The organism is Lentzea sp. JNUCC 0626, assembly GCF_043632865.1.
In the GTDB taxonomy this organism is placed as follows: domain Bacteria; phylum Actinomycetota; class Actinomycetes; order Mycobacteriales; family Pseudonocardiaceae; genus Lentzea.
In genome coordinates this window covers 3,355,190-3,373,761 of sequence record NZ_CP171635.1, presented here as the reverse complement: position 1 = coordinate 3,373,761, position 18,572 = coordinate 3,355,190, and the positions used below count along the sequence as shown (strand labels likewise).

Genomic DNA, 18,572 nt, shown 5'->3' with positions numbered 1-18,572 from the left:
GTCACCCTTCGACCGAGACGTTCCCCCGAGGGCGTTCCTCGACCTCGAAGATGAGCCTGTTGCCGCTCGCGGTGATCATGAAGGTGACCCGGTCGCCCTCGACGCCGGTGCCCTCGAGGTAGCAGCTCATCCAGAGCCGGCGCTTGGTCATCATCTCGGCGTGCACGAGAGACACGTCTTGCACGAACACGTCATCGAGGTGCAAGCCGCCGCGGTCGAGATGCACCCGTGCTTTCTCTGCCATGTCGCGAAAGGTAGTTCGCGCGACCAGGACCGGGCACGCGAATTTCGCGCGCCACCCGGTCGTGAATCCATCAAGCCGAACAGCCTATTGCCCCGCTGCTGCGTTCAGCCCTACATTGCGGTAACGCCGGTTACCACAAAGGGGTCCACCGATGCAGCTCCGAGCCGTGCTCGCCGCCGTCCTGCTGTTATTCACCCTGGTCACACCAGCTTCCGCCGCCTCGCCGGGGGAGCTGGTCAGCAGCAGGGAGGTGGCGTGGCACCCGGAGCCGCTCAGACTGCTCCCGGCGCCGGTGAAGGCCTACGACATCCGGTACCGCTCCACGACCGCGACCGGCGGCAGCACCGTCGTGTCCGGCATGGTGCTGGTGTCGCCGTTGCCGTGGAACAACGGTCCGCGCCCGATCGTGGCGTACGCGATGGGCACGCAGGGCATGGGCGACCAGTGCGCGCCGTCGCGGCAGCTGCAGGGCGGCACCGAGGTCGAGATCGCGTTCCTCGCGCAGGCCATGTTCAAGGGCTGGGCGGTCGCCGTGACCGACTACGAAGGCCTTGGCACGCCTGGAGATCACACGTACGCGGTGTCCCGTTCGGAGGGACGCGCCCTGCTCGACGTGGCACGGGCGGCAGGCAGCGTGCCCGGTCTGTCGGCCGACGCTCCCGTCGGCGTTTTCGGCTACTCACAAGGAGGTCAGGCCGCGTCGTCCGCTGCCGAGCAGTGGAAGTCCTACGCGCCTGAGGTGAACGTCGTCGGCGTTGCGGCCGGGGGAGTGCCGGCGGACCTGAACGCGGTCGCGAAGTTCAACGACGGCAACGCCGGTTCGGGCCTGGTGTTCGCTGCGGCTGCCGGATATGCCGCCGCCTACCCCGAACTGCCGCTGTCGAACGTCCTGAACGCACGCGGCAAGCAGGTGATCGACCGCATCCGTGCGGCGTGCGTCGCCGAGATCGCTTTGGTGGCACCGTTCACGCGCCTGAACTCGCTGACCACCACGCCGAACGTCATCCAGGACCCGTTGTGGCAGAAGAGGTTGAAGGAGAACACCCTCGGGTCGGTCAAGCCCGCCGCGCCCGTCTACCTCTACCACGGCACGCTGGACGAGCTCATCCCGTACGGCGTCGGCCAGAAGCTGCGTTCGCAGTGGTGCTCGCTCGGCGCCGACGTGCAGTGGACGCCGCTGCCGCTGCTCGGCCACGTCACCGCCGTCAGCGCGTGGGGAACGAACGCCATGAACTGGCTCGGTGACCGCTTCGCCGGCCGTTCGACCCGCCCTAACTGCTAGGACAGGGAAACCGGCGCCGGAACGTGAACCCGTCCGGCGTCGGTCCTTGCTCTCGAACGAGGTCCAGCTTCGCGAGGCCTTCCTCCGTCGTCGGCCGATGCCCGGCGGGGACCCACCACATCACATCGAACGCGCTTCCTGGCTCGAACCATTGCTTGGTGCGCTTCACCGCTTCCAGGTGGATGCCGCCGAACGCGAACGTCCACAACGACTCGACCGACTCCCACACGCTCAGGTTGTAGGCCTCGCGCATCGGGTCGCGCCCCAGCCGCACCAGGTCGTTCATCATCCGCTCGGACGTCGGCCGCCACACGAACCCGGGAGCCTCGACCGCGAGGTCGTTGATCGCGTCGACCCGGCTCGCGAACCCGCGCATCCGCCAGTGGTCGAACGCCCACCGCCCGGTCGAGATGTTGGCCTGTGCCAGGTGGAAGGCTCCCATGCGCCTACTCTGACATGATCAGCCCATGCGGTGTGTGGTGCTCGACGACTACCAGGGTGTGGCGCTCGCCAACGCGGACTGGTCAGGCCTCGACGTGACGGTGCAACGTGAGCACCTCGACGACCCGGCCGAGGTCCTCGCGGACGCCGAGTGCGTCGTGATCATGCGTGAACGAACGCCCTTCGACGCAGCGTTGTTCGCCCGCCTGCCGAAGCTGCGGCTGCTGATCACCAGCGGTATGCGCAACGCCGCGATCGACCTGGACGCGGCCCGCGCCCACGGCGTCACGGTCTGCGGCACCGGCAGCGCCAAGACCCCACCGGCCGAACTCACCTGGGCGTTGCTCCTGGGCCTGGCCCGCCACATCGCCGTCGAGAACACGGCCTTCCACGCCGGCGGCCCGTGGCAGAGCACGGTCGGAGCTGACCTGAGTGGCCGCACCCTGGGCCTGCTCGGCTTCGGCCACATCGGCCGTGCCGTCGCGCGCGTGGGCAAGGCGTTCGGCATGGACGTGGTGGCGTGGAGCCAGAACCTGACGCTCGACCGCGTCGAACCCGAGGGCGTCCGGCTGGCGTCGAGCCTGCACGACCTGTTGGCGCAGAGCGACTTCGCGTCCATCCACGTCGTGCTGAGCGATCGCACTCGGGGGATCGTCGACGCGGCCGCCCTGGCCTGCCTGAAGCCCACGTCGTTCCTGGTCAACACCTCCCGCGCGGCCATCGTGGACGGCGAGGCCCTCCTCGACGTGTTGCGCTCGAACCTGATCGCGGGGGCGGGCCTCGACGTGTTCGAGGTCGAACCGCTCCCGCTGACCGACGAGTTGCGCTCGTTGCCCAACGTCCTCGCCACCCCGCACCTCGGCTACGTCACCGAGGCCAACTACCGCACCTACTTCACCGAGGCCGTGGAGAACGTCCACGCCTACCTCGCGGGTGAACCGATCCGGCAACTCTAGCGGTGAGTTACCTACCGGTAGTAAGTTCGGCCGCATGACGCCGGACGCCTCCGCGCACATCGACGTAGCCGCCCCGCCGCAGCGCGTGTTCGAGCTGGTCAGCTCACTGCGCGGGCTCGGCCGGTGCGCCGAGGAGTACTCCGGCGGCCGCTGGCTGAACGCGCCGGGCCCGCAGGTCGGTGCCCGGTTCCGCGGCGTCAACCGGCGCGGCTGGAGGGTCTGGCCCACCACTTCGACCGTCACCGACTGCTCCACGACGCGGTTCGCGTTCGAGGTGAAGTCCCTGGGGCTCGCTGTGTCGCGCTGGCAGTACGACATCGAGGAGACGGCGGACGGGTGCCGCGTCACCGAGTCGACCTGGGACCGCCGCCCCGGCTGGTACGTGCCGATCACGCAGCTGGCGACCGGGGTCCGGAACCGCGCGGTGACGAACCAGCGCAACATCGAAGCCACCCTGCAGCGGCTGAAGAGCGCCGCCGAGTCCGTCTGACAATCAGACAGAATCACTCACTTTTAAACACACCACCACAAGCCCGCTCATGGGTGTTGTGCGGCTGTGAGCTGCAGACATCGGAGGACCGGAACGAGATCCGGTCGCGGTGAGCCATTGAAAACGCTCTCATCAGCGTGGGACGGTGGCCAAACGACCGTTGACACGCTCGTAACGCCCTTGTTCAATCCCCGTCAAATATCCTATAGGATCAGAGATCCGAGGAGTTGGCGTGGCGAAGGTCGTGCGTGCTGAGGCGTTCCAGGTCGACGTCCCCGTCGAGACCCTGCGCACCGACGCGGTCCAGCAGTTCATCAAGCAGGAGACCGTGTTCGTCGAGGTCACGACGGACGACGGGCTCACCGGCCTCGGGTACGCCTACACGATCGGCACGGGCGGCAGCTCGGTCCTCGCTCTCCTGAAGGACCACCTGCTGCCACGCCTGCAAGGCGTCGACGCGCGGCGGATCGAGCACGTGTGGCACGACCTGTTCGCGTACACGCGGTCGACGACGGTCGGCGCGATCACCTCACTCGCGCTCGCCGCCGTGGACACCGCGCTCTGGGACCTGAAGTGCCTGCGGGCGCAGGAACCGTTGTGGCGCATGGCAGGCGGGTTCACGCAGGAGGTGCCGCTGTACGACACCGAGGGCGGCTGGCTGCACCTGACGACCGAGGAGCTCGTCGCGGGCGCCAAGGAGACGGCCGCGCAGGGCTGGCAGGGCATCAAGATGAAGGTCGGCAAGCCGGACCTGACCGAGGACGCCGAACGGCTGGAAGCGGTCCGGGCAGCCGTGGGTGAGCGGTTCGCGATCATGGTGGACGCCAACCAGTCCATGACCAGTGCTGAGGCGATCCGGCGGGCCGACGCGTTCAAGAACGTCAACCTCACCTGGCTGGAGGAGCCGCTGCCGGCGGACGACGTCAGCGGGCACGTCAGGCTCGCCAGGACCACGCCGATCCCGATCGCGGTGGGGGAGTCGCTGTACTCCGTGGCGCAGTTCCGCGAGTACCTCGAACGCGGCGCGGCCTCCGTCGTGCAGGTCGACGCGGCCCGGATCGGGGGCATCACGCCGTTCCTGAAGGTCGCGCACCTCGCCGAGGCGTTCAACGCGGACGTCTGCCCGCACTTCCTGATGGAGCTGCACGTCAGCCTCGCGGCGGCGTTGCCCAACGGCAGGTTCGTCGAGCACATCCCGCAGCTGCGCGGGATCACCAAGAGCGAGATGACCGTCCACAACGGACATGCACTCGCCCCTGACTCACCGGGTCTCGGCATTGATTGGGACCGCAACGCGATGGACGACCTCCGGGTCGCCTGAAACACCACGGGAAATCACAAAGGAGTGGTCTTGAGAGCGTTAGGTGTCGTTGCCGGCCTGCTCGCGTCGCTGATCGCGGTCCCGGCGGCCCAAGCCCAAGCACCCGCAACACAACAGACTGCGGCGAAGGCCGAGAAGCCCTACATGGGCTGGAGCAGCTGGACGTTGCAGGCGACCAACTACCCCGGCGTCAACCCGGACGGCCCGGCGAGCTGGCTCAACGAGAAGAACGTGCTGGCGCAGGCGGACGTGCTGGCCGCGCGGTTCAAGAAGGCCGGCTACGACCACGTGAACGTCGACGCGGGCTGGCTCGGCTCGTTCGACGAGTACGGCAGGCCAGTGGTGGACGCCAAGAAGTTCCCGCGCGGCTTCAAGTTCCTCGGCGACTACATCCACGGCAAGGGGCTGAAGTTCGGCTCCTACCTCGCGGTCGGCCTGGACCCCAAGGCGTACAACGACGGCAAGACGCCGATCTTCAACGCGCCCGGCTGCACCACCAAGGACGTCGTCTACCCCGACCTGCGCAAGACCAACGGGTGGGACTCCTCCTACAAGATGGACTTCGCGAACCCGTGCTCGCAGAAGTACATCGACTCGCTCGCGCAGACGCTCGCTGGCTGGGGCGTCGACTTCCTCAAGCTCGACGGCGTCGGCCCCGGCAGCTTCCGCGGCGGTGAGCGCTACGACAACACGACCGACGTGAAGGCGTGGAACTCGGCGCTCAAGAGCACCGGGCGGCCGATCGAGTTCCTCATCTCCTGGGCGCTCAGCCACCGCTACGCCGACGTGTGGAAGGCCAACACCAACGGCTGGCGCGTCGACACCGACGTCGAGTGCTACTGCGACACGCTCGTCACCTGGAACAACTCGGTGAAGCAGCGCTGGAACGACGTCGTGCAGTGGATCGACGACGCGGGCCCCGGCCACTGGAACAACCTCGACAGCGTGGCCGTCGGCAACGGCCAGATGGACGGCCTGACCGAGGCCGAACGCCAGAGCTACATGACGTTGTGGTCGATCTCGTCCTCGCCGCTCTACATCGGCGACGACCTCACCAAGATCGACGACTACGGCTACAAGCTGCTGACCAACGACGAGGTCATCCGCATCAACCAGGCGGGCATCCCGGCCCGTCCGGTCGACCAGTTCACCGACCAGCAGGTCTGGTACGCCCGCAACCGCGACGGCAGCTACACCGTGGCGCTGTTCAACCTCGGCTCGCGCCCGGCGTCCGTCACGGCCGACTTCGCCAAGCTCGGCATCACCGGCAACGCCAAGGTCCGCGACGTGTGGGCCAAGAAGGACGTCGGTCAGAAGTCCGGCTCCATCACCGAAGAACTGCCGGTGCACGGCTCGAAGCTGTTCACGATCACCCCGCGCACCTCGGTCGCGCCGGGCGTCGTGCAGGGCACCGCGGCCACGCCGAACAGTGTTTCCCTGAAGTGGTACGGAAAGACGGGCGTCCGCTACGACGTCTACGCGGGCAACAAGAAGGTCGCCACCACCACGGACACCAAGGCGACCGTCAACGGCCTCACCCCGGCCACGGCCTACGAGTTCACCGTCGTGCAGAACGGCGCGCGCTCCAAGCCCGTCACCTTCGTGACACCGCAGGAAAGCGTGACGTACGAGGCGGAGAAGGGCAGCCCCGGCGGCGGCGCGACCGTCTACGGCTGCGCGTGCTCGGGCGGCAGCAAGGTCGGGTACATCGGCGGCAGCGGCAACATCACCATGCCGACGGTCGTGGCACCTCGTGAGGGCACGTACCTCGTCGAACTCGCCTACATCTCCGCCGACGCCAGCAGGACCGGCGTGGTCACCGTCAACGGCACCAGCTTCAAGCTGCCCGTCGCGGGTTCGAACGACGACGACTGGAACACGCCGCAGAAGGTCACGGTGCCCATCTACCTGTTGAAGGGCAACAACACCATCCGCATCGGCAACCCGGACGACTCCGTGTTCGACGTCGACAGCATCCGCATCTAGTTCACCGACCAGGAGGCGTCGTGGTGACAACCGTGCAAGACTCCAGCGCCCATGTCGTGCGTGGCCCTGCCACCACGGCGTCTCCGCCCCCGCGCAAACGCCGGGGACCCGCCTCGCGCCGCAACGACACGTGGGTCGCGTGGCTCCTCGTCGCCCCCGCTCTCATCGGGTTCGGCGTGTTCTTCGCCTACCCGATGCTGCGGGGCGTCTACCTCAGCTTCACCGAGTTCCACATCCTCAGCCCGCCGGTCTGGACGGGTCTCGACAACATCACCGAGCTGATCAACGACAGCAGGTTCTGGCACTCGCTCGGCGTCACCGTCTACTTCGTGGTGCTGTCGGTGATCTTGGGTATCGGCGTCTCCCTGCTCACCGCCGTCGTGCTGCACCGACTGGGGGTCAACACGACGGTCCGCGGGCTGATGATCCTGCCGTTCCTCATCTCCGGCGTCGTCACGGCGCTGGTGTGGACGTGGATGCTCGACCCGCAACTCGGCATCGTGAACCAGCTGATCACCTGGATCACCGGCGAGCCGATCATGTTCTTCTCCTCCGACGACTGGGCGGTGCCCACGCTGGCCGCGCTGAACGTGTGGAAGACCATGGGCTACAACGCGGTTCTCATCTTCGCGGGTCTGCAGACGATCCCCGCGTCGATCTACGAGGCCGGGCGGATCGACGGCGCGTCGGAGTGGCAGATGTTCCGCTCGCTCACGTTGCCGTTGCTGCGGCCCATCCTGGTGATGGTCGTGATCCTCAACGTGATCAGCTCGACCCAGGTCTTCGACATCGTCCAGGTCAGCACCAAGGGCGGTCCGGCGGACGCGTCGCTGGTGCTCCAGATGTACATCTACGACAAGGCCTTCGGCCAGTTCGACTTCGGTTACGCGGCCACGATGTCGCTCGCGTTGTTCCTGTTGCTCGTCACGGTCACCTTCACGCAGATGCGGATGGCCCGCGCCGGCGAGTCCGACACCGACTAGGAGGCTCGGTGAACCTCTCGATGAAACTCGGCAGGGGCGTCGCCTGGGGCTACCTGGTCGTCGTGCTGCTGATCACGATCTTCCCGTTCTACTGGATGCTGCGCACCGCGCTGTCCAACAACTTCGCGATGTCGACCGACCCGTCGTCGTTGCTGCCGGTGCACTTCACGTGGGGCCCGTTCAAGCGCGCCCTCGGTCTCGCCACACCGGCTGAAGCAGCTGCGGAGGGCGGGTCCGGTGCCAGCATCGATCTTGCTCTGGCTCTGTGGAACTCCGTTGTGTACGCCGGGATTCTGACGATCCTCACGGTCGGGTTGTCGGCGCTGGCCGCGTACGCGTTCGCCCGGTTGCAGTGGAAGGGCCGCGACTTCGTGTTCGGGCTCCTGCTCACCGCGTTGATGGTGCCGTCGGTGTTCACGTTGCTGCCGAACTTCGTGCTGATGAAGGACTTGGGGCTGCTCAACACGTTCGGCGGCATGATCCTGCCGGCCGCGTTGTTCTCCGCGTTCAACATCTTCTTCCTGCGGCAGTTCATGCTCGGCCTCTCGCACGAGGTCGAGGAGGCCGCGATCATCGACGGCGCCGGGCCGTTGCGGGTGTGCTTCCGGATCGTGCTGCCGATGAGCATCGCGCCGATGGCGACCCTGACGTTGTTGCAGTTCATCACCACCTGGAACGACTACTTCTGGCCGTTGCTCGTCACCAACGACGAGTCGGTCCGTCCGCTCACCCTCGCGCTCGCGGTGTTCAAGCAGTCCTCACCGCAGGCATCGCTGGACTGGGCGGGCCTGATGGCGGCGACGCTGGTCGCGGCGCTGCCGATGTTGCTGCTGTTCGTGGTGTTCGGGCGGCGGCTGGTCAACTCCATCGGCTTCACGGGGATCAAGTGAGACTGCACTGGCCTGCCGCGGCAGAGGAGTGGACCGAGGCGCTGCCCGTGGGCAACGGCCGTCTCGGCGCGATGGTGTTCGGCGGGGCCGGCCGGTCCCGCGTGCAGGTCAACGACGCGACCGTCTGGTCGGGTACCGCTGACGGGCCTTCTCGTGCGTTGGCCGACGTGCTGGCCGCAGGTGCCGGTCCGGACCGGCTCGCGCAGGTGCGGGAGGCGATCTTCGGCGGTGACCTGGAGCGGGCGACCTCGTTGCTGATGTCGTTCGAGGGCCCGTACAGCCAGACGTTCCTGCCGTACGTGGACCTGTGGATCACGCTGTCCGACGGCGAGTCGCACGGCCGCACCCTCGATCTCGCGACCGGGGTGGTGACCGAACGGCTGACGATCGACGGTGCCGAGGTCACCAGGCGCGTGTGGGCGTCGGAAACCTCGCTGTGCGTGGAGATCACCGGTGCCACGCCGTCCGAAGTGGACGTCTCGACGCCGCTGCGTGAAATCAGCCGCGACGGCTTGAACCTGGTCGTGGAGATCCCGGTCGACTCCGCTCCCCGGCACGAGCCCCAGGTCGAGGCACCTGTCTACGGTGGCGGTGAACGCGGCTCGGTGACGGTGAAGATCACCGAGGGCGAGCGCTGGCTGCTCACGCTCACCAGCTCCACCACGGCGGAGACGTCGTGGCAGGGCAGGCGGCACGGCAACCACATGACGCTCATGGACGCGTGCGAGGTGCGGTTCGGTGACCTGCCCGAGGTCATCGACGTGCCGGAGTTGTTGAGCGGCAAGGACGAGCAGCTCATCGCCTCCGTGCTCTTCGCGTACGGCCGGTACCTGCTGGTCTCGTCGTCGCGGCCGGGCGCACCGCCCGCGAACCTCCAGGGCCTGTGGAACGCCGACCTGCGGCCCGCCTGGTCGTCCAACTACACGATCAACATCAACACCCAGATGAACTACTGGGCGGCCGAGGTCACCGGCCTCGCCGAGTGCCACGACCCGTTGCTGGAGCTGCTGGAGAAGCTGGCGGTGACCGGCGCGGACGTGGCGTCGCAGCTCTACAGCGCACGGGGCTGGGTGGCGCACCACAACACCGACGCGCACGCGTGGGCGTTGCCGGTCGGCATGGGCCACGGCGCGCCGTCGTGGGCGATCTGGCAGATGGGCGGCGCGTGGCTGGTCCAGCACGCCTGGGACCACTACGACTTCGCCCGCACCTGGTCCACTTTGGAGCGTGCCTGGCCGCTGCTGCGCGGCTGCGCGGAGTTCTGCCTCGACTGGCTGGTCGAAGGCCCCGACGGCTACCTGGACACGTGCCCGTCGACGTCCCCGGAGAACTGGTTCCTGGTCGACGGCAAGCCTCAGGCGCTGACGTGGTCCGTGACGATGGACGTGGTGCTGATCCGCGCCGTGTTCGAACGAACGCTGGCGCTGGCCCTCGCCTCGGGCCGCACCGACCCGGTGCTCGCGGAGATCTCGGCCGCACTCCCGCGGCTGCGCCCCGTCCCGGTGTTCGACGGGCGGCTGGGGGAGTGGGCGGGCGACTTCGTCGAGGAAGACTCCACGCACCGGCACATGTCGCACATGGTGTCGGTGTACCCGCTGGGCCAGATCGTCGCGGGCACCCAGCTCGGCGACGCGGCCTTCGAGGTCCTGCGACGACGGGGCAACGGCGCGATGGGCTGGTCGTGGGCCTGGAAGATGGCGCTGCGGGCCCGTTTCGGCGACGGCGACACCGTGCGTTCGCTGCTGCTGGAGGCCGCGCAGCCGTTCACCGGCGACCGCCACCGGGACGCGCCGGTCGACGGTTCCGAGTGGGGCGGCCTGCTGCCGAACCTGTTCAGCACGCACCCGCCGTTCCAGATCGACGGCAACTACGGCTTCACCGCCGCGCTTGCCGAGGTCGTGGTGCAGAGCCACACCGGCGTGATCGACGTGCTGCCCGCGCTGCCGTCTGGCTGGTCGAGCGGCGCGGCCCGCGGCCTGCGCTGCCGGGGCGGCCTCGCCGTCGACGTGACCTGGGACGACGGCGACGTGGTCGTGCGGCTGCGCCGGGTGTCCGGTGACGCCGGGGAGTTCGTGCCGGTGAGCATCGGCGGCGAGGTCACCGAGGTGGTCGTGAGCGACGTGGTGGAAGTGCGCGGGAGGATCTCTTGCTGACCGACCTGACCCTGGACGCGCTGTGGGAGTACCGCAGCACCTACGTCCGCCCCGACGACTTCGACGAGTTCTGGGACTCCACGCTCGCCGAAGCGCGTTCCCTCGACCTGGCAGTCGAAGCGGTGCCGGTGGACACCCCGCTGCGCACCCTCGACGTCTACGACGTGTCGTTCGCGGGCTTCGGCGGCGACCGGATCCACGCCTGGCTGCGCACGCCGAAAGGCGCCACCGGTTTCCCCGCCGTGGTCCAGTACCACGGCTACGGCGGCAACCGGGGGAGCGCGGTCGAGAACCTGACCTGGGCGAGCGCCGGGTTCGCCCACCTCCAGGTCCAGGTGCGCGACCAGCGCGGCGGCACCGGTTTCCTGACCCGCGGCATCACCGACCGTTCCACCTACTTCTACCGCCGCGTCTTCACCGACGCCGTCCGCGCGATCGACGCCGTGCGCGTGTTGGGTTCCACGGAAGTGGCCGTGCTCGGCAACAGCCAGGGCGGCGGAATCGCCCTGGCCGCAGCGGGTCTCGTCCCCGACCTGGCCGCGGTGCACACCCAGGCGCCGTTCCTCTGCGACATCAGGCGGGCGTTGAACGTCTGCGGGCGCCCGCCCTACTCCGAACTGACCACCTACCTCGCCGAGAACCGGCGTTCCGACGTCTTCCCAGCGCTGTCCTACTTCGACGGTCTGGGGTTCGCCGCCAGGGCCACGGCCCCGGCGTGGTTCTCGATCGGCCTGATGGACGACATCGTGCCGCCGTCCACCGTGTTCGGCGCCTACCACGCCTACGCCGGACCGAAGGAGATCGCGGTCTGGGAGCACAGCGCCCACGAGGCGGGCGGCTCCGACGACCTCGACATCGCACTCGACGCCTTCCGTTCCCGTCTCTTGGAGAAGCCATGAAAATCGCCGCCGCTGCCCTCGTCGCAGCAACAGCCCTGGTGGTCGCGGGCTGCGGGAGTTCCGACTCGGGCTCCGGCAGCAACACCGTGAACTGGTGGACGTGGGACGACAAGCAGGCCGTCGCCTACGGTGAGTGCGAGAAGGCGTTCGAGGCCGCCAACCCCGGCACGGACGTGAAGATCACCCGCTACAACGTCGACGACTACTTCACCAAGCTCACCGCGGGCTTCGTGGCGGGCACCGCCCCCGACGCGTTCCAGAACTCCGTCCAGTTCCTCCAGGCCTACGCCTCGCAGAACCAGCTCATGCCGCTGGACGACCTCATCACCAAGTCCTCTGTGGACCTGAAGAAGTACTCGGTAGGCGTCGACACCTGGAAGTTCACCGACGGCAAGCAGTACGCCCTGCCGCTCGACTGGGCCGCCTCCGCCCTCTACTACAACGCCGACATGCTCGCCAAGGCCGGCGTCCCCGAGGCCGACGTCCAGAAGCTCACCTGGAACCCCGACGACGGCGGCACGTTCGACAAGGTCGTAGCCCGCCTCACCATCGACAAGAACGGCAAGCACGGCGACGAACCGGGCTTCGACAAGACCCAGATCGCCACCTACGGCATCGGCGCCATGGCGGGCCGCAGCTTCATCGGCGAAACCTCCTGGGCCCCGTTCGTCAACACGCTCGGCTGGCGCCTGGGCGACAAGGACCAGTGGCCGACGAAGTTCAACTACACCGACTCCCGCTTCACCAAGACCATGAAGTGGGTCCTCTCCCTCACCGACCGCGGCTTCTCCCCGAAGCTCGGCACCTTCACCACCGGCAACCAGTCCACCATCTCCGACGTGGACCTGATCGGCTCCGGCAAGGTCGCCATGACCATGGGTGGCTCCTGGTCCGCTCCGTCGTTCGGCAAGATCCCGGGCGTCAAGGTCGGCATCGCTCCCACCGTCCTCGGCCCTGAGGGCAAGCGTTCGGTCCTCTCCAACTCCAACGGCAACAACATCTGGGCGGGCACCAAGAACCCGGACCTGACCTGGAAGTGGGTCAGCTTCATGGGCAGCGAGGAGTGCCAGTCCAAGGCAGGCGCCACCGGCACCTTCTTCCCTTCGATTCCTTCCGCCATGGACAACACCGTGACCTCGATGAAGACCCAGGGCGTGGACCTGACCGTCTTCAACCAGTACGTCAAGGACAACGTCCTTTATCCGTCCACCGCCTACGCCAACGGCAGCGCGATCCAGTCCGGCGAACAACCCCTCTTCGAGGCGTACTTCGCAGGCCAACGCTCCGACGACGTGTTCGCCGAGATGGAACGCGTCTCGCAGGAGATACTGGCCAAGAACTAAGACGGGAGTCTCAGGAGTGGTGTTGCGGATACCGACCAGGCGCGTACTAGCGGATGACGTCTACGAACAGATCCGCGCCCTGATCATGAGCGACGGCATGGCCCCAGGCGCGCGAGTGAACATAGACGAACTGGCCCGCCAACTCGACGTCTCCCCAACCCCGGTCCGAGAAGCCCTGGCACGCCTGGAATCCGAAGAACTGGTCAGCAGGCTCCCGTTGCGCGGCTACAGCGTGACGGACCTGCTGAACCGCAAACAGGTAGCCGACCTCTACGCCCTCCGCCTACTGCTGGAACCCCCATCGGCAGCACTGGCGGCGCTCAACATGACCCCCGAAGCCGCCGACCAGATCGAGGCGGAACTCGCGACCTGCCCGGCGGCCCCGGCGGACAACGCCTACGACGACTACAAGAACCTCACCGCCCACGACCAACGGCTGCACGAACTCATCCTGCGGATCGCTGGGAACGAGGCGGTCCTGCAGTCGTTCGTGAAGACGCACTGCCACCTGCACCTGTTCCGACTGAACTTCCAGCAGCCGTTCGGGGTGCAGACGATCACCGAGCACAGGGCGATCGTGGACGCGCTGACCGCCAGGGATCCGGAGGCGGCGAGCCAGGCGATGACCGCACACCTGGAGATCGCCCGCTCGCGCCTGCTGGACCGCATGTAGCAACGCGCGCCCGAGCGACGCGATGCCGAAGGCGAGCCGTCAGTCTTGGTTGCACCGATCAGCCGGTATCGGTGACGTGCCCGCCCAACTCAACCACGTACGCGTGGGATTGGGGCTTGACTTTGGGTGCGAGGTGCTACCACTCGTGGCTCGGCCGGGCGCTTTTCAGCCCGGCCTTTCCGGTCCGACCAGCGCCTCGCAAGGGCCCCGAAGTCAAGCCCCAATCCCGATCGTCGCGAAGCGGCGATGAAATGACCCGGCTCGTCCAGGTCTGCCCGACCACCGCACTAGGTGACATACCTACGTAACGACTACCGACGCGAACCACCCACCACGAGAACCAAGCTTTCTCTCGTGACAACACGAACTGCGCCAACGCGAACGGCAAGGGCGGTGGTCCTGGCCTCCGCCACCCTCACGATCATGGCAGCGGCGATCATCGCCCCCAGCCTCCCCGCGATGGGCGAGGTGTACGGCGAGGGCGTGCTGATCCGCTTGGCCCTCACCATCACTTCCCTGGCCATCGCGGTCAGCGCACCGGCAGCAGGCCTGCTAGCCGACAAAACAGGCAGAAAACCCCTGCTAACGGCCAGCCTCGCCCTCTACGCCGCAGGAGGCACCGCGGGCTACTTCGTCACGAACCTGCCCCTGCTCCTCACCACCAGAGCAGTCCTGGGCCTGGCGGTAGGCGGCATCATGACCGCCGTAAGCGCCCTGATCGCAGACTGGTTCGAGGGCAAGGAACGCGGCAAGTTCCTCGGCTACCAACAGGCAGCGGCAAGCCTCGGCGGAGTCGTCTTCCTCCCACTGGCAGGCGTCCTCGCGGCCCAGGACTGGCGCCTGCCGTTCTGGCTCTACAGCGCAGCCGCACTGATAGCCGCAGCAGCCGCAACGGGCTTGAAAAACGAACGCCCGCCAAGCCGCACCAAGACGACCGGCCCGTTCCCCAAACAGGCCCTGGGCATCTACGCCATGGCCCTGACGGCCACCCTGATCTTCTACATGGCACCAACCCAACTGCCGTTCCTGCTGAAGTCGATGAACGCCACCCCCACCACCATCGGCATCGTCATCGCCGGCAGCACCGCCAGCAGCGTCGTAGGCGCCCTGCTCTACCCGAAACTCACCACCACCCACACCACCGCGATCAGCGTGGGACTGCTCGGCGCAGGCTGGCTGGTGATCGGCTACGCCCCGAACATCACCACCGTCACCGCAGGACTCCTGATCGGCGGCCTGGGCGTGGGCCTGGTGGTCCCGAACCTGAACTCCACCCTCGCCAACCTGGCAGAACCGGCCCAACGAGGCCGAATCCTCAGCGGCCTCGTAGCAGGCATCTTCCTGGGCCAGTTCCTGTCGCCACTCGCACTCGAACCAGTCATCCAAGCCACCGGCATCGCCAAGGCGTTCGCCGCGACCGGCATCGCCACCATCGCAGCAGGGGCAGCACTCGCCCTGACCTACAAGGAGAAGACAGCATGATCTACCACGGCAACCGCTTCACCCTGCGCAAGGATGCCTCGCCCGAGCAGATCGAGGAGGCACTGGAAAGCCTGCGCAACCAGGGAAGGGTCATCCCGAGCGTGAAGTCCTTCGTGGTCGGACGCGACTACGGCGGCGAGTACGAGTGGGGCGCCACGTTCGTCATCGAGGACCTGGAGGGGTACTGGGAGTACCTGATCCACCCCGCCCACCGCAACACCGACCGCGTCGGCCTGCCGCTCGTCGACAAGTTCGCCTCGTTCGACATCACCGACGACGAGGACCCCGAGATGGGCGCGAAGATCGCCGCCCTGCACCAGAAGCGCTACGACGCCGACCCCGAGCTCACGCAGCTCGTGTCGGACCTCGGCGAGTACACGGGCAGCGCCGCCCCCGGACAGCACGGAGACAAGTGATGCAGGCCTGGATCGACTTCTGGAACGGCGACCTCGCCAAGGCCGACGACATCGTCGCCGAGGACTTCGTCTGGCACGTGGCACCGCTGACCGGCGGCCCGCAGCAGGACCACCAGGGCCGCGACAACCTCGTCGAGTGGGTCAGGAGCTCCCACGAGAACATGCCCGGCCTGAAGTTCACGATCGACGTCGGCCCGATCGAGCAGGCGCCGTACATCGTGATCAGGTGGCTGGCCGAGGCGAACGAGATCTCCTTCCACGGCACGGACATCCTCCGCGTCGAGAACGGCAGGATCGCCGAGTACTGGCTCAACGCCGACGGCCTGTGGGCCGCCCAGCAACTCGGCCTCATGCCACGCAACTAGAACAGCCCGGCCAGCTGACGACGTGAGTTGATGCCCACCTTGCGGTAGATGTTCCGCAGGTGGGCATCAACCGTGCGGGGACTCAGGAACAACCGCGCCGCCACCTCCTTCGACGTGGCCCCACCAGCCACCAGCCGAGCGATGTGCGTCTCCTGCATGGTCAACGACTCGGCGACATCAACGGACCGGCTCCGCGCCACCTCTCCGGTCGCCTGCAACTCCAGAGCCGCCCGCCCAGCGAACGCCTCCATCCCCATAGCAGCGAACAACTCGTGCGCCGACCGCAACTGAACACGCGCATCGACCCGGCGCCCGGCCCGCCGCAACCACTCCCCGTACAAGAGATGCGCCCGCCCCAAATGAGGACGAGCAGCGGAAGCCGACAGCTGCTCCACGGCCGTCACGAAGCACTCCTCGGATCCGGTCACCAAAGCCGAAGCACACGACGCGACCCCAGCAGCCCACGAGGTGCCGCAAGGAGAAGTCCGGGCCACGAGATCGTCCAACGCCCGAGCGGCCAACTCCGTCTCACCGCACCGCACCGCCGCCTCGACCAGCTCGGGCAACGCGATCCCGGCGAGGTAGAGATCCCCAGGAGCAACGGCGGCCCGAGCGGCGGCCAGCGCCACCGGGTAGTCGCCCAATCCGTTGTGCAGCACGGCGGAAGCCCAATGCGTGTTGGCGACCAGCACCCCGGCCCGCCGCGACGAGTGCTCGGACTCCGCCAGCACCGCCTCCTTCTGTCCGCGGAACGCCGCCAGGTGCAACCGCGGATACCGCAAAGGCGCCATCCCGACGGCATCCGCGACGGCCTCCTCCTCGGCGATGGCCGACACCGCCGCCCCGAACTCTCCGCGCAGCACCGCTCCGGTCGCCACCTGCGCCAGCCCGAGCCGCAGCACGAACGGAGACCCGGCCTGCTGCCCGGTCTTCATCAGCCAGTCGGTCACCGAGGAGTGCACCTCGGTGTCCCACAACTCCCCGGCGAGCATCGTCGCCAACGCCGGATGCCGGGTCCACGCCCGATCATCGGAGGCGAACACCCGGCGCAGCAACGGAACCGCAGCAGCGTGTCCCTCGTCGGCGAGGAGCACCAACGCCTCCAACGCGTCCGAACCACGATCAAGCGCCCGAGCCTCGCGCACGACGGCGTCCATCACTCCGGACGGCCGCCCGAAGGCCAGCGCGAGCTCCAACGCGTCCAGCACCCGATCACGTGCCTCGGCACCGGAAGCCAGGCGCGCGGCACGGAGGACGAACGACGGCCCGTCGTTCGCCTCGCTGCGCACGAACGCGATCCGCCCGCGCACCAGATCAGCCCGGGGATCATCGGCAGGGAAGGTCGTCAGCAACTCGGCGGCGTCGTCCACCGCACCGGCGTCGAGCTTCGCCTCCGCCGCCGCAACCGTGCGCGAAGCCCGCAAAGAGGGGGAGACCGACAACGCCGCCGCCCGCTCCAGAAACGCCGCTGCCGCAGCCACTCCACCACGAGCCCGGGCACGATCGGCGGACCGCTCGAGGTCCGCGGCGAGCGCGTCGTCAGGTCCGGTGCCCGCCTGCGCGCGGTGCCACACCTGCCGGTCGGGGTCGGTGCGCGGATCGGTCACGGCGGCCAGCGCGAGATGGGCGGCCTGCCGCTCAGACGGAGAAGCCGCCAGGTACACGGCCGAGCGGGCGAGCGGGTGGCAGAACCGCACCCGCGTGGAGATGCCGACCAGCCCGGATCCCTCGGCCTCGACCCCGGCGGAGGCCACCTCGATGCCGAGCTGGGCGGCCGCGGCCCACAACAATCCCGGCTCCCCGGTCGGGTCGGCGCTCGCCACCGTCAGCAGCAGCCTGGCGTCCGCGGGCAGCGAGGCAGCCCGGTCCTGGAAACTGCGCTCGATCAGGCTAGGCACCGACGCGACGTCCGGCATCGCGAACCCGCCCGCCTTCGGCAGTTCCAGCAACGCCAACGGATTCCCGCGCGCCTCGGACAACAGGCGTTCGCGCACCTTGTCGTCCACCACCGCCGACGTCAGCAACGCCCGTGCGTCGGCGTCGGTCAGCCCGCGCAGCTCCAACCCCGGCAGTGCGTCCAATCGGGACGGTCCGGGCCGCGCCGCGAACACCAGCACCACGGCCTCCGAGGCGAGGCGCCGTCCCAGGAACGCGAACAACCCGGCCGACGCCTCGTCCAGCCAGTGCGCGTCGTCCACCAGGCAGACCAACGGCCCGGACCGGCCCAGGAGGTCCAGCACGGCCATGCCGACCCGCAACACATCAGGCTTTCCGATGGCCAGCCCGAACGCGACGTCGAGCGCCTCCCGGTGGTGACCGGCGGAGGAGTCCAGCAACGGCAGGCACAACTGGTGCAGCGCGGCGAACGGCAGCGACGTCTCGTACTCCGACCCGGAGACCTCGACCACCCGGAACCCGGTGGCGGACGAGCGCACGTGATCGAGCAGCGTGCTCTTGCCCATGCCCGCCTCTCCGCGCAGCACAAGGGCACCGCCCCGGCCTTCGAGGCCGGCGGAGAGCATCCCGGACAGACAACGGATCTCGTCGTCCCGTCCGAGCAGCGAGGGGGTGGTGAGCGCGTCCATGAACGCACCGTATGCGAGGCCAACCGAGACGCGTCACCCGTTCGGCCCACAACCTCAGGGGGA

At 68.0% G+C, this 18,572-nt stretch carries 17 protein-coding genes; 14 read left to right on the top strand and 3 right to left on the bottom strand.

Annotated elements, in window-relative coordinates:
• Window position 1: 1 nt before the first annotated feature.
• On the bottom strand, window positions 2-244 hold the full coding sequence (locus JNUCC0626_RS14670) for a hypothetical protein (RefSeq protein WP_394620294.1): 243 nt from the start codon (window positions 242-244) through the stop codon (window positions 2-4).
• 151 nt (window positions 245-395) lie between these two features.
• On the opposite strand from JNUCC0626_RS14670, the gene JNUCC0626_RS14665 reads away from it, so the two are divergent.
• Window positions 396-1,526, top strand: a complete 1,131-nt coding sequence (locus JNUCC0626_RS14665; protein WP_394620293.1) for a lipase family protein — start codon at window positions 396-398, stop codon at window positions 1,524-1,526.
• Here JNUCC0626_RS14665 and JNUCC0626_RS14660 read toward each other — a convergent pair.
• Window positions 1,516-1,968, bottom strand: a complete 453-nt coding sequence (locus JNUCC0626_RS14660) for a DUF3291 domain-containing protein (protein ID WP_394620292.1) — start codon at window positions 1,966-1,968, stop codon at window positions 1,516-1,518. The genes JNUCC0626_RS14665 and JNUCC0626_RS14660 overlap by 11 nt on opposite strands.
• Window positions 1,969-1,993: 25 nt before the next feature.
• Between JNUCC0626_RS14660 and JNUCC0626_RS14655 the strand changes: the two genes are divergently transcribed.
• From JNUCC0626_RS14655 to JNUCC0626_RS14595, 13 genes are all read left to right on the top strand, one after another.
• Window positions 1,994-2,923, top strand: a complete 930-nt coding sequence (locus JNUCC0626_RS14655) for a D-2-hydroxyacid dehydrogenase family protein (protein ID WP_394620291.1) — start codon at window positions 1,994-1,996, stop codon at window positions 2,921-2,923.
• A 34-nt stretch (window positions 2,924-2,957) separates the two neighbouring features.
• A complete protein-coding gene (locus JNUCC0626_RS14650; protein ID WP_394620290.1) occupies window positions 2,958-3,413 on the top strand; it encodes an SRPBCC family protein in 456 nt (151 codons plus the stop codon).
• Between the two features lie 232 nt (window positions 3,414-3,645).
• Window positions 3,646-4,734 carry a mandelate racemase/muconate lactonizing enzyme family protein gene (locus JNUCC0626_RS14645; protein WP_394620289.1) on the top strand — a complete coding sequence of 363 codons (1,089 nt, stop codon included), beginning with the start codon at window positions 3,646-3,648 and terminating at the stop codon, window positions 4,732-4,734.
• A 30-nt stretch (window positions 4,735-4,764) separates the two neighbouring features.
• On the top strand, window positions 4,765-6,720 hold the full coding sequence (locus JNUCC0626_RS14640) for a fibronectin type III domain-containing protein (RefSeq protein ID WP_394620288.1): 1,956 nt from the start codon (window positions 4,765-4,767) through the stop codon (window positions 6,718-6,720).
• A 23-nt stretch (window positions 6,721-6,743) separates the two neighbouring features.
• Window positions 6,744-7,703: a carbohydrate ABC transporter permease gene (locus JNUCC0626_RS14635; RefSeq protein WP_394620287.1), complete on the top strand. Its 960-nt coding sequence runs from the start codon at window positions 6,744-6,746 to the stop codon at window positions 7,701-7,703.
• Window positions 7,704-7,711: 8 nt separating this feature from the next.
• Window positions 7,712-8,593, top strand: coding sequence for a carbohydrate ABC transporter permease (locus tag JNUCC0626_RS14630; protein ID WP_394620286.1), 882 nt, complete (start codon window positions 7,712-7,714; stop codon window positions 8,591-8,593).
• On the top strand, window positions 8,590-10,746 hold the full coding sequence (locus JNUCC0626_RS14625; RefSeq protein WP_394620285.1) for a glycosyl hydrolase family 95 catalytic domain-containing protein: 2,157 nt from the start codon (window positions 8,590-8,592) through the stop codon (window positions 10,744-10,746). The genes JNUCC0626_RS14630 and JNUCC0626_RS14625 overlap by 4 nt, the downstream gene beginning before the upstream one ends.
• Window positions 10,740-11,645, top strand: coding sequence for an acetylxylan esterase (locus JNUCC0626_RS14620; RefSeq protein WP_394620284.1), 906 nt, complete (start codon window positions 10,740-10,742; stop codon window positions 11,643-11,645). The genes JNUCC0626_RS14625 and JNUCC0626_RS14620 overlap by 7 nt, the downstream gene beginning before the upstream one ends.
• Window positions 11,642-12,988: an ABC transporter substrate-binding protein gene (locus tag JNUCC0626_RS14615; RefSeq protein ID WP_394620283.1), complete on the top strand. Its 1,347-nt coding sequence runs from the start codon at window positions 11,642-11,644 to the stop codon at window positions 12,986-12,988. Before JNUCC0626_RS14620 ends, JNUCC0626_RS14615 begins: the two co-directional genes overlap by 4 nt.
• Before the next feature lie 16 nt (window positions 12,989-13,004).
• Window positions 13,005-13,661, top strand: a complete 657-nt coding sequence (locus JNUCC0626_RS14610; protein ID WP_394620282.1) for a GntR family transcriptional regulator — start codon at window positions 13,005-13,007, stop codon at window positions 13,659-13,661.
• A 354-nt stretch (window positions 13,662-14,015) separates the two neighbouring features.
• Window positions 14,016-15,143, top strand: coding sequence for an MFS transporter (locus JNUCC0626_RS14605; protein WP_394620281.1), 1,128 nt, complete (start codon window positions 14,016-14,018; stop codon window positions 15,141-15,143).
• Window positions 15,140-15,559, top strand: a complete 420-nt coding sequence (locus tag JNUCC0626_RS14600) for a Dabb family protein (protein ID WP_394620280.1) — start codon at window positions 15,140-15,142, stop codon at window positions 15,557-15,559. The genes JNUCC0626_RS14605 and JNUCC0626_RS14600 overlap by 4 nt, the downstream gene beginning before the upstream one ends.
• On the top strand, window positions 15,559-15,924 hold the full coding sequence (locus JNUCC0626_RS14595) for an ester cyclase (RefSeq protein WP_394620279.1): 366 nt from the start codon (window positions 15,559-15,561) through the stop codon (window positions 15,922-15,924). The genes JNUCC0626_RS14600 and JNUCC0626_RS14595 overlap by 1 nt, the downstream gene beginning before the upstream one ends.
• On the opposite strand, the gene JNUCC0626_RS14590 is transcribed toward JNUCC0626_RS14595, so the two are convergent.
• Window positions 15,921-18,509 (bottom strand): AAA family ATPase, encoded by a 2,589-nt coding sequence (locus tag JNUCC0626_RS14590; protein WP_394620278.1) that lies wholly within the window; start codon window positions 18,507-18,509, stop codon window positions 15,921-15,923. The two genes, JNUCC0626_RS14595 and JNUCC0626_RS14590, sit on opposite strands and share 4 nt — an antisense overlap.
• Window positions 18,510-18,572: the final 63 nt, after the last annotated feature.

Coding starts and splice junctions, on each gene's coding strand:
- JNUCC0626_RS14670 (WP_394620294.1), bottom strand. CDS start 244: ATGGCAGAGAAAGCACGGGTGCATCTCGACCGCGGCGGCTTGCACCTC.
- JNUCC0626_RS14665 (WP_394620293.1), top strand. CDS start 396: ATGCAGCTCCGAGCCGTGCTCGCCGCCGTCCTGCTGTTATTCACCCTG.
- JNUCC0626_RS14660 (WP_394620292.1), bottom strand. CDS start 1,968: ATGGGAGCCTTCCACCTGGCACAGGCCAACATCTCGACCGGGCGGTGG.
- JNUCC0626_RS14655 (WP_394620291.1), top strand. CDS start 1,994: ATGCGGTGTGTGGTGCTCGACGACTACCAGGGTGTGGCGCTCGCCAAC.
- JNUCC0626_RS14650 (WP_394620290.1), top strand. CDS start 2,958: ATGACGCCGGACGCCTCCGCGCACATCGACGTAGCCGCCCCGCCGCAG.
- JNUCC0626_RS14615 (WP_394620283.1), top strand. CDS start 11,642: ATGAAAATCGCCGCCGCTGCCCTCGTCGCAGCAACAGCCCTGGTGGTC.
- JNUCC0626_RS14600 (WP_394620280.1), top strand. CDS start 15,140: ATGATCTACCACGGCAACCGCTTCACCCTGCGCAAGGATGCCTCGCCC.
- JNUCC0626_RS14595 (WP_394620279.1), top strand. CDS start 15,559: ATGCAGGCCTGGATCGACTTCTGGAACGGCGACCTCGCCAAGGCCGAC.
- JNUCC0626_RS14590 (WP_394620278.1), bottom strand. CDS start 18,509: ATGGACGCGCTCACCACCCCCTCGCTGCTCGGACGGGACGACGAGATC.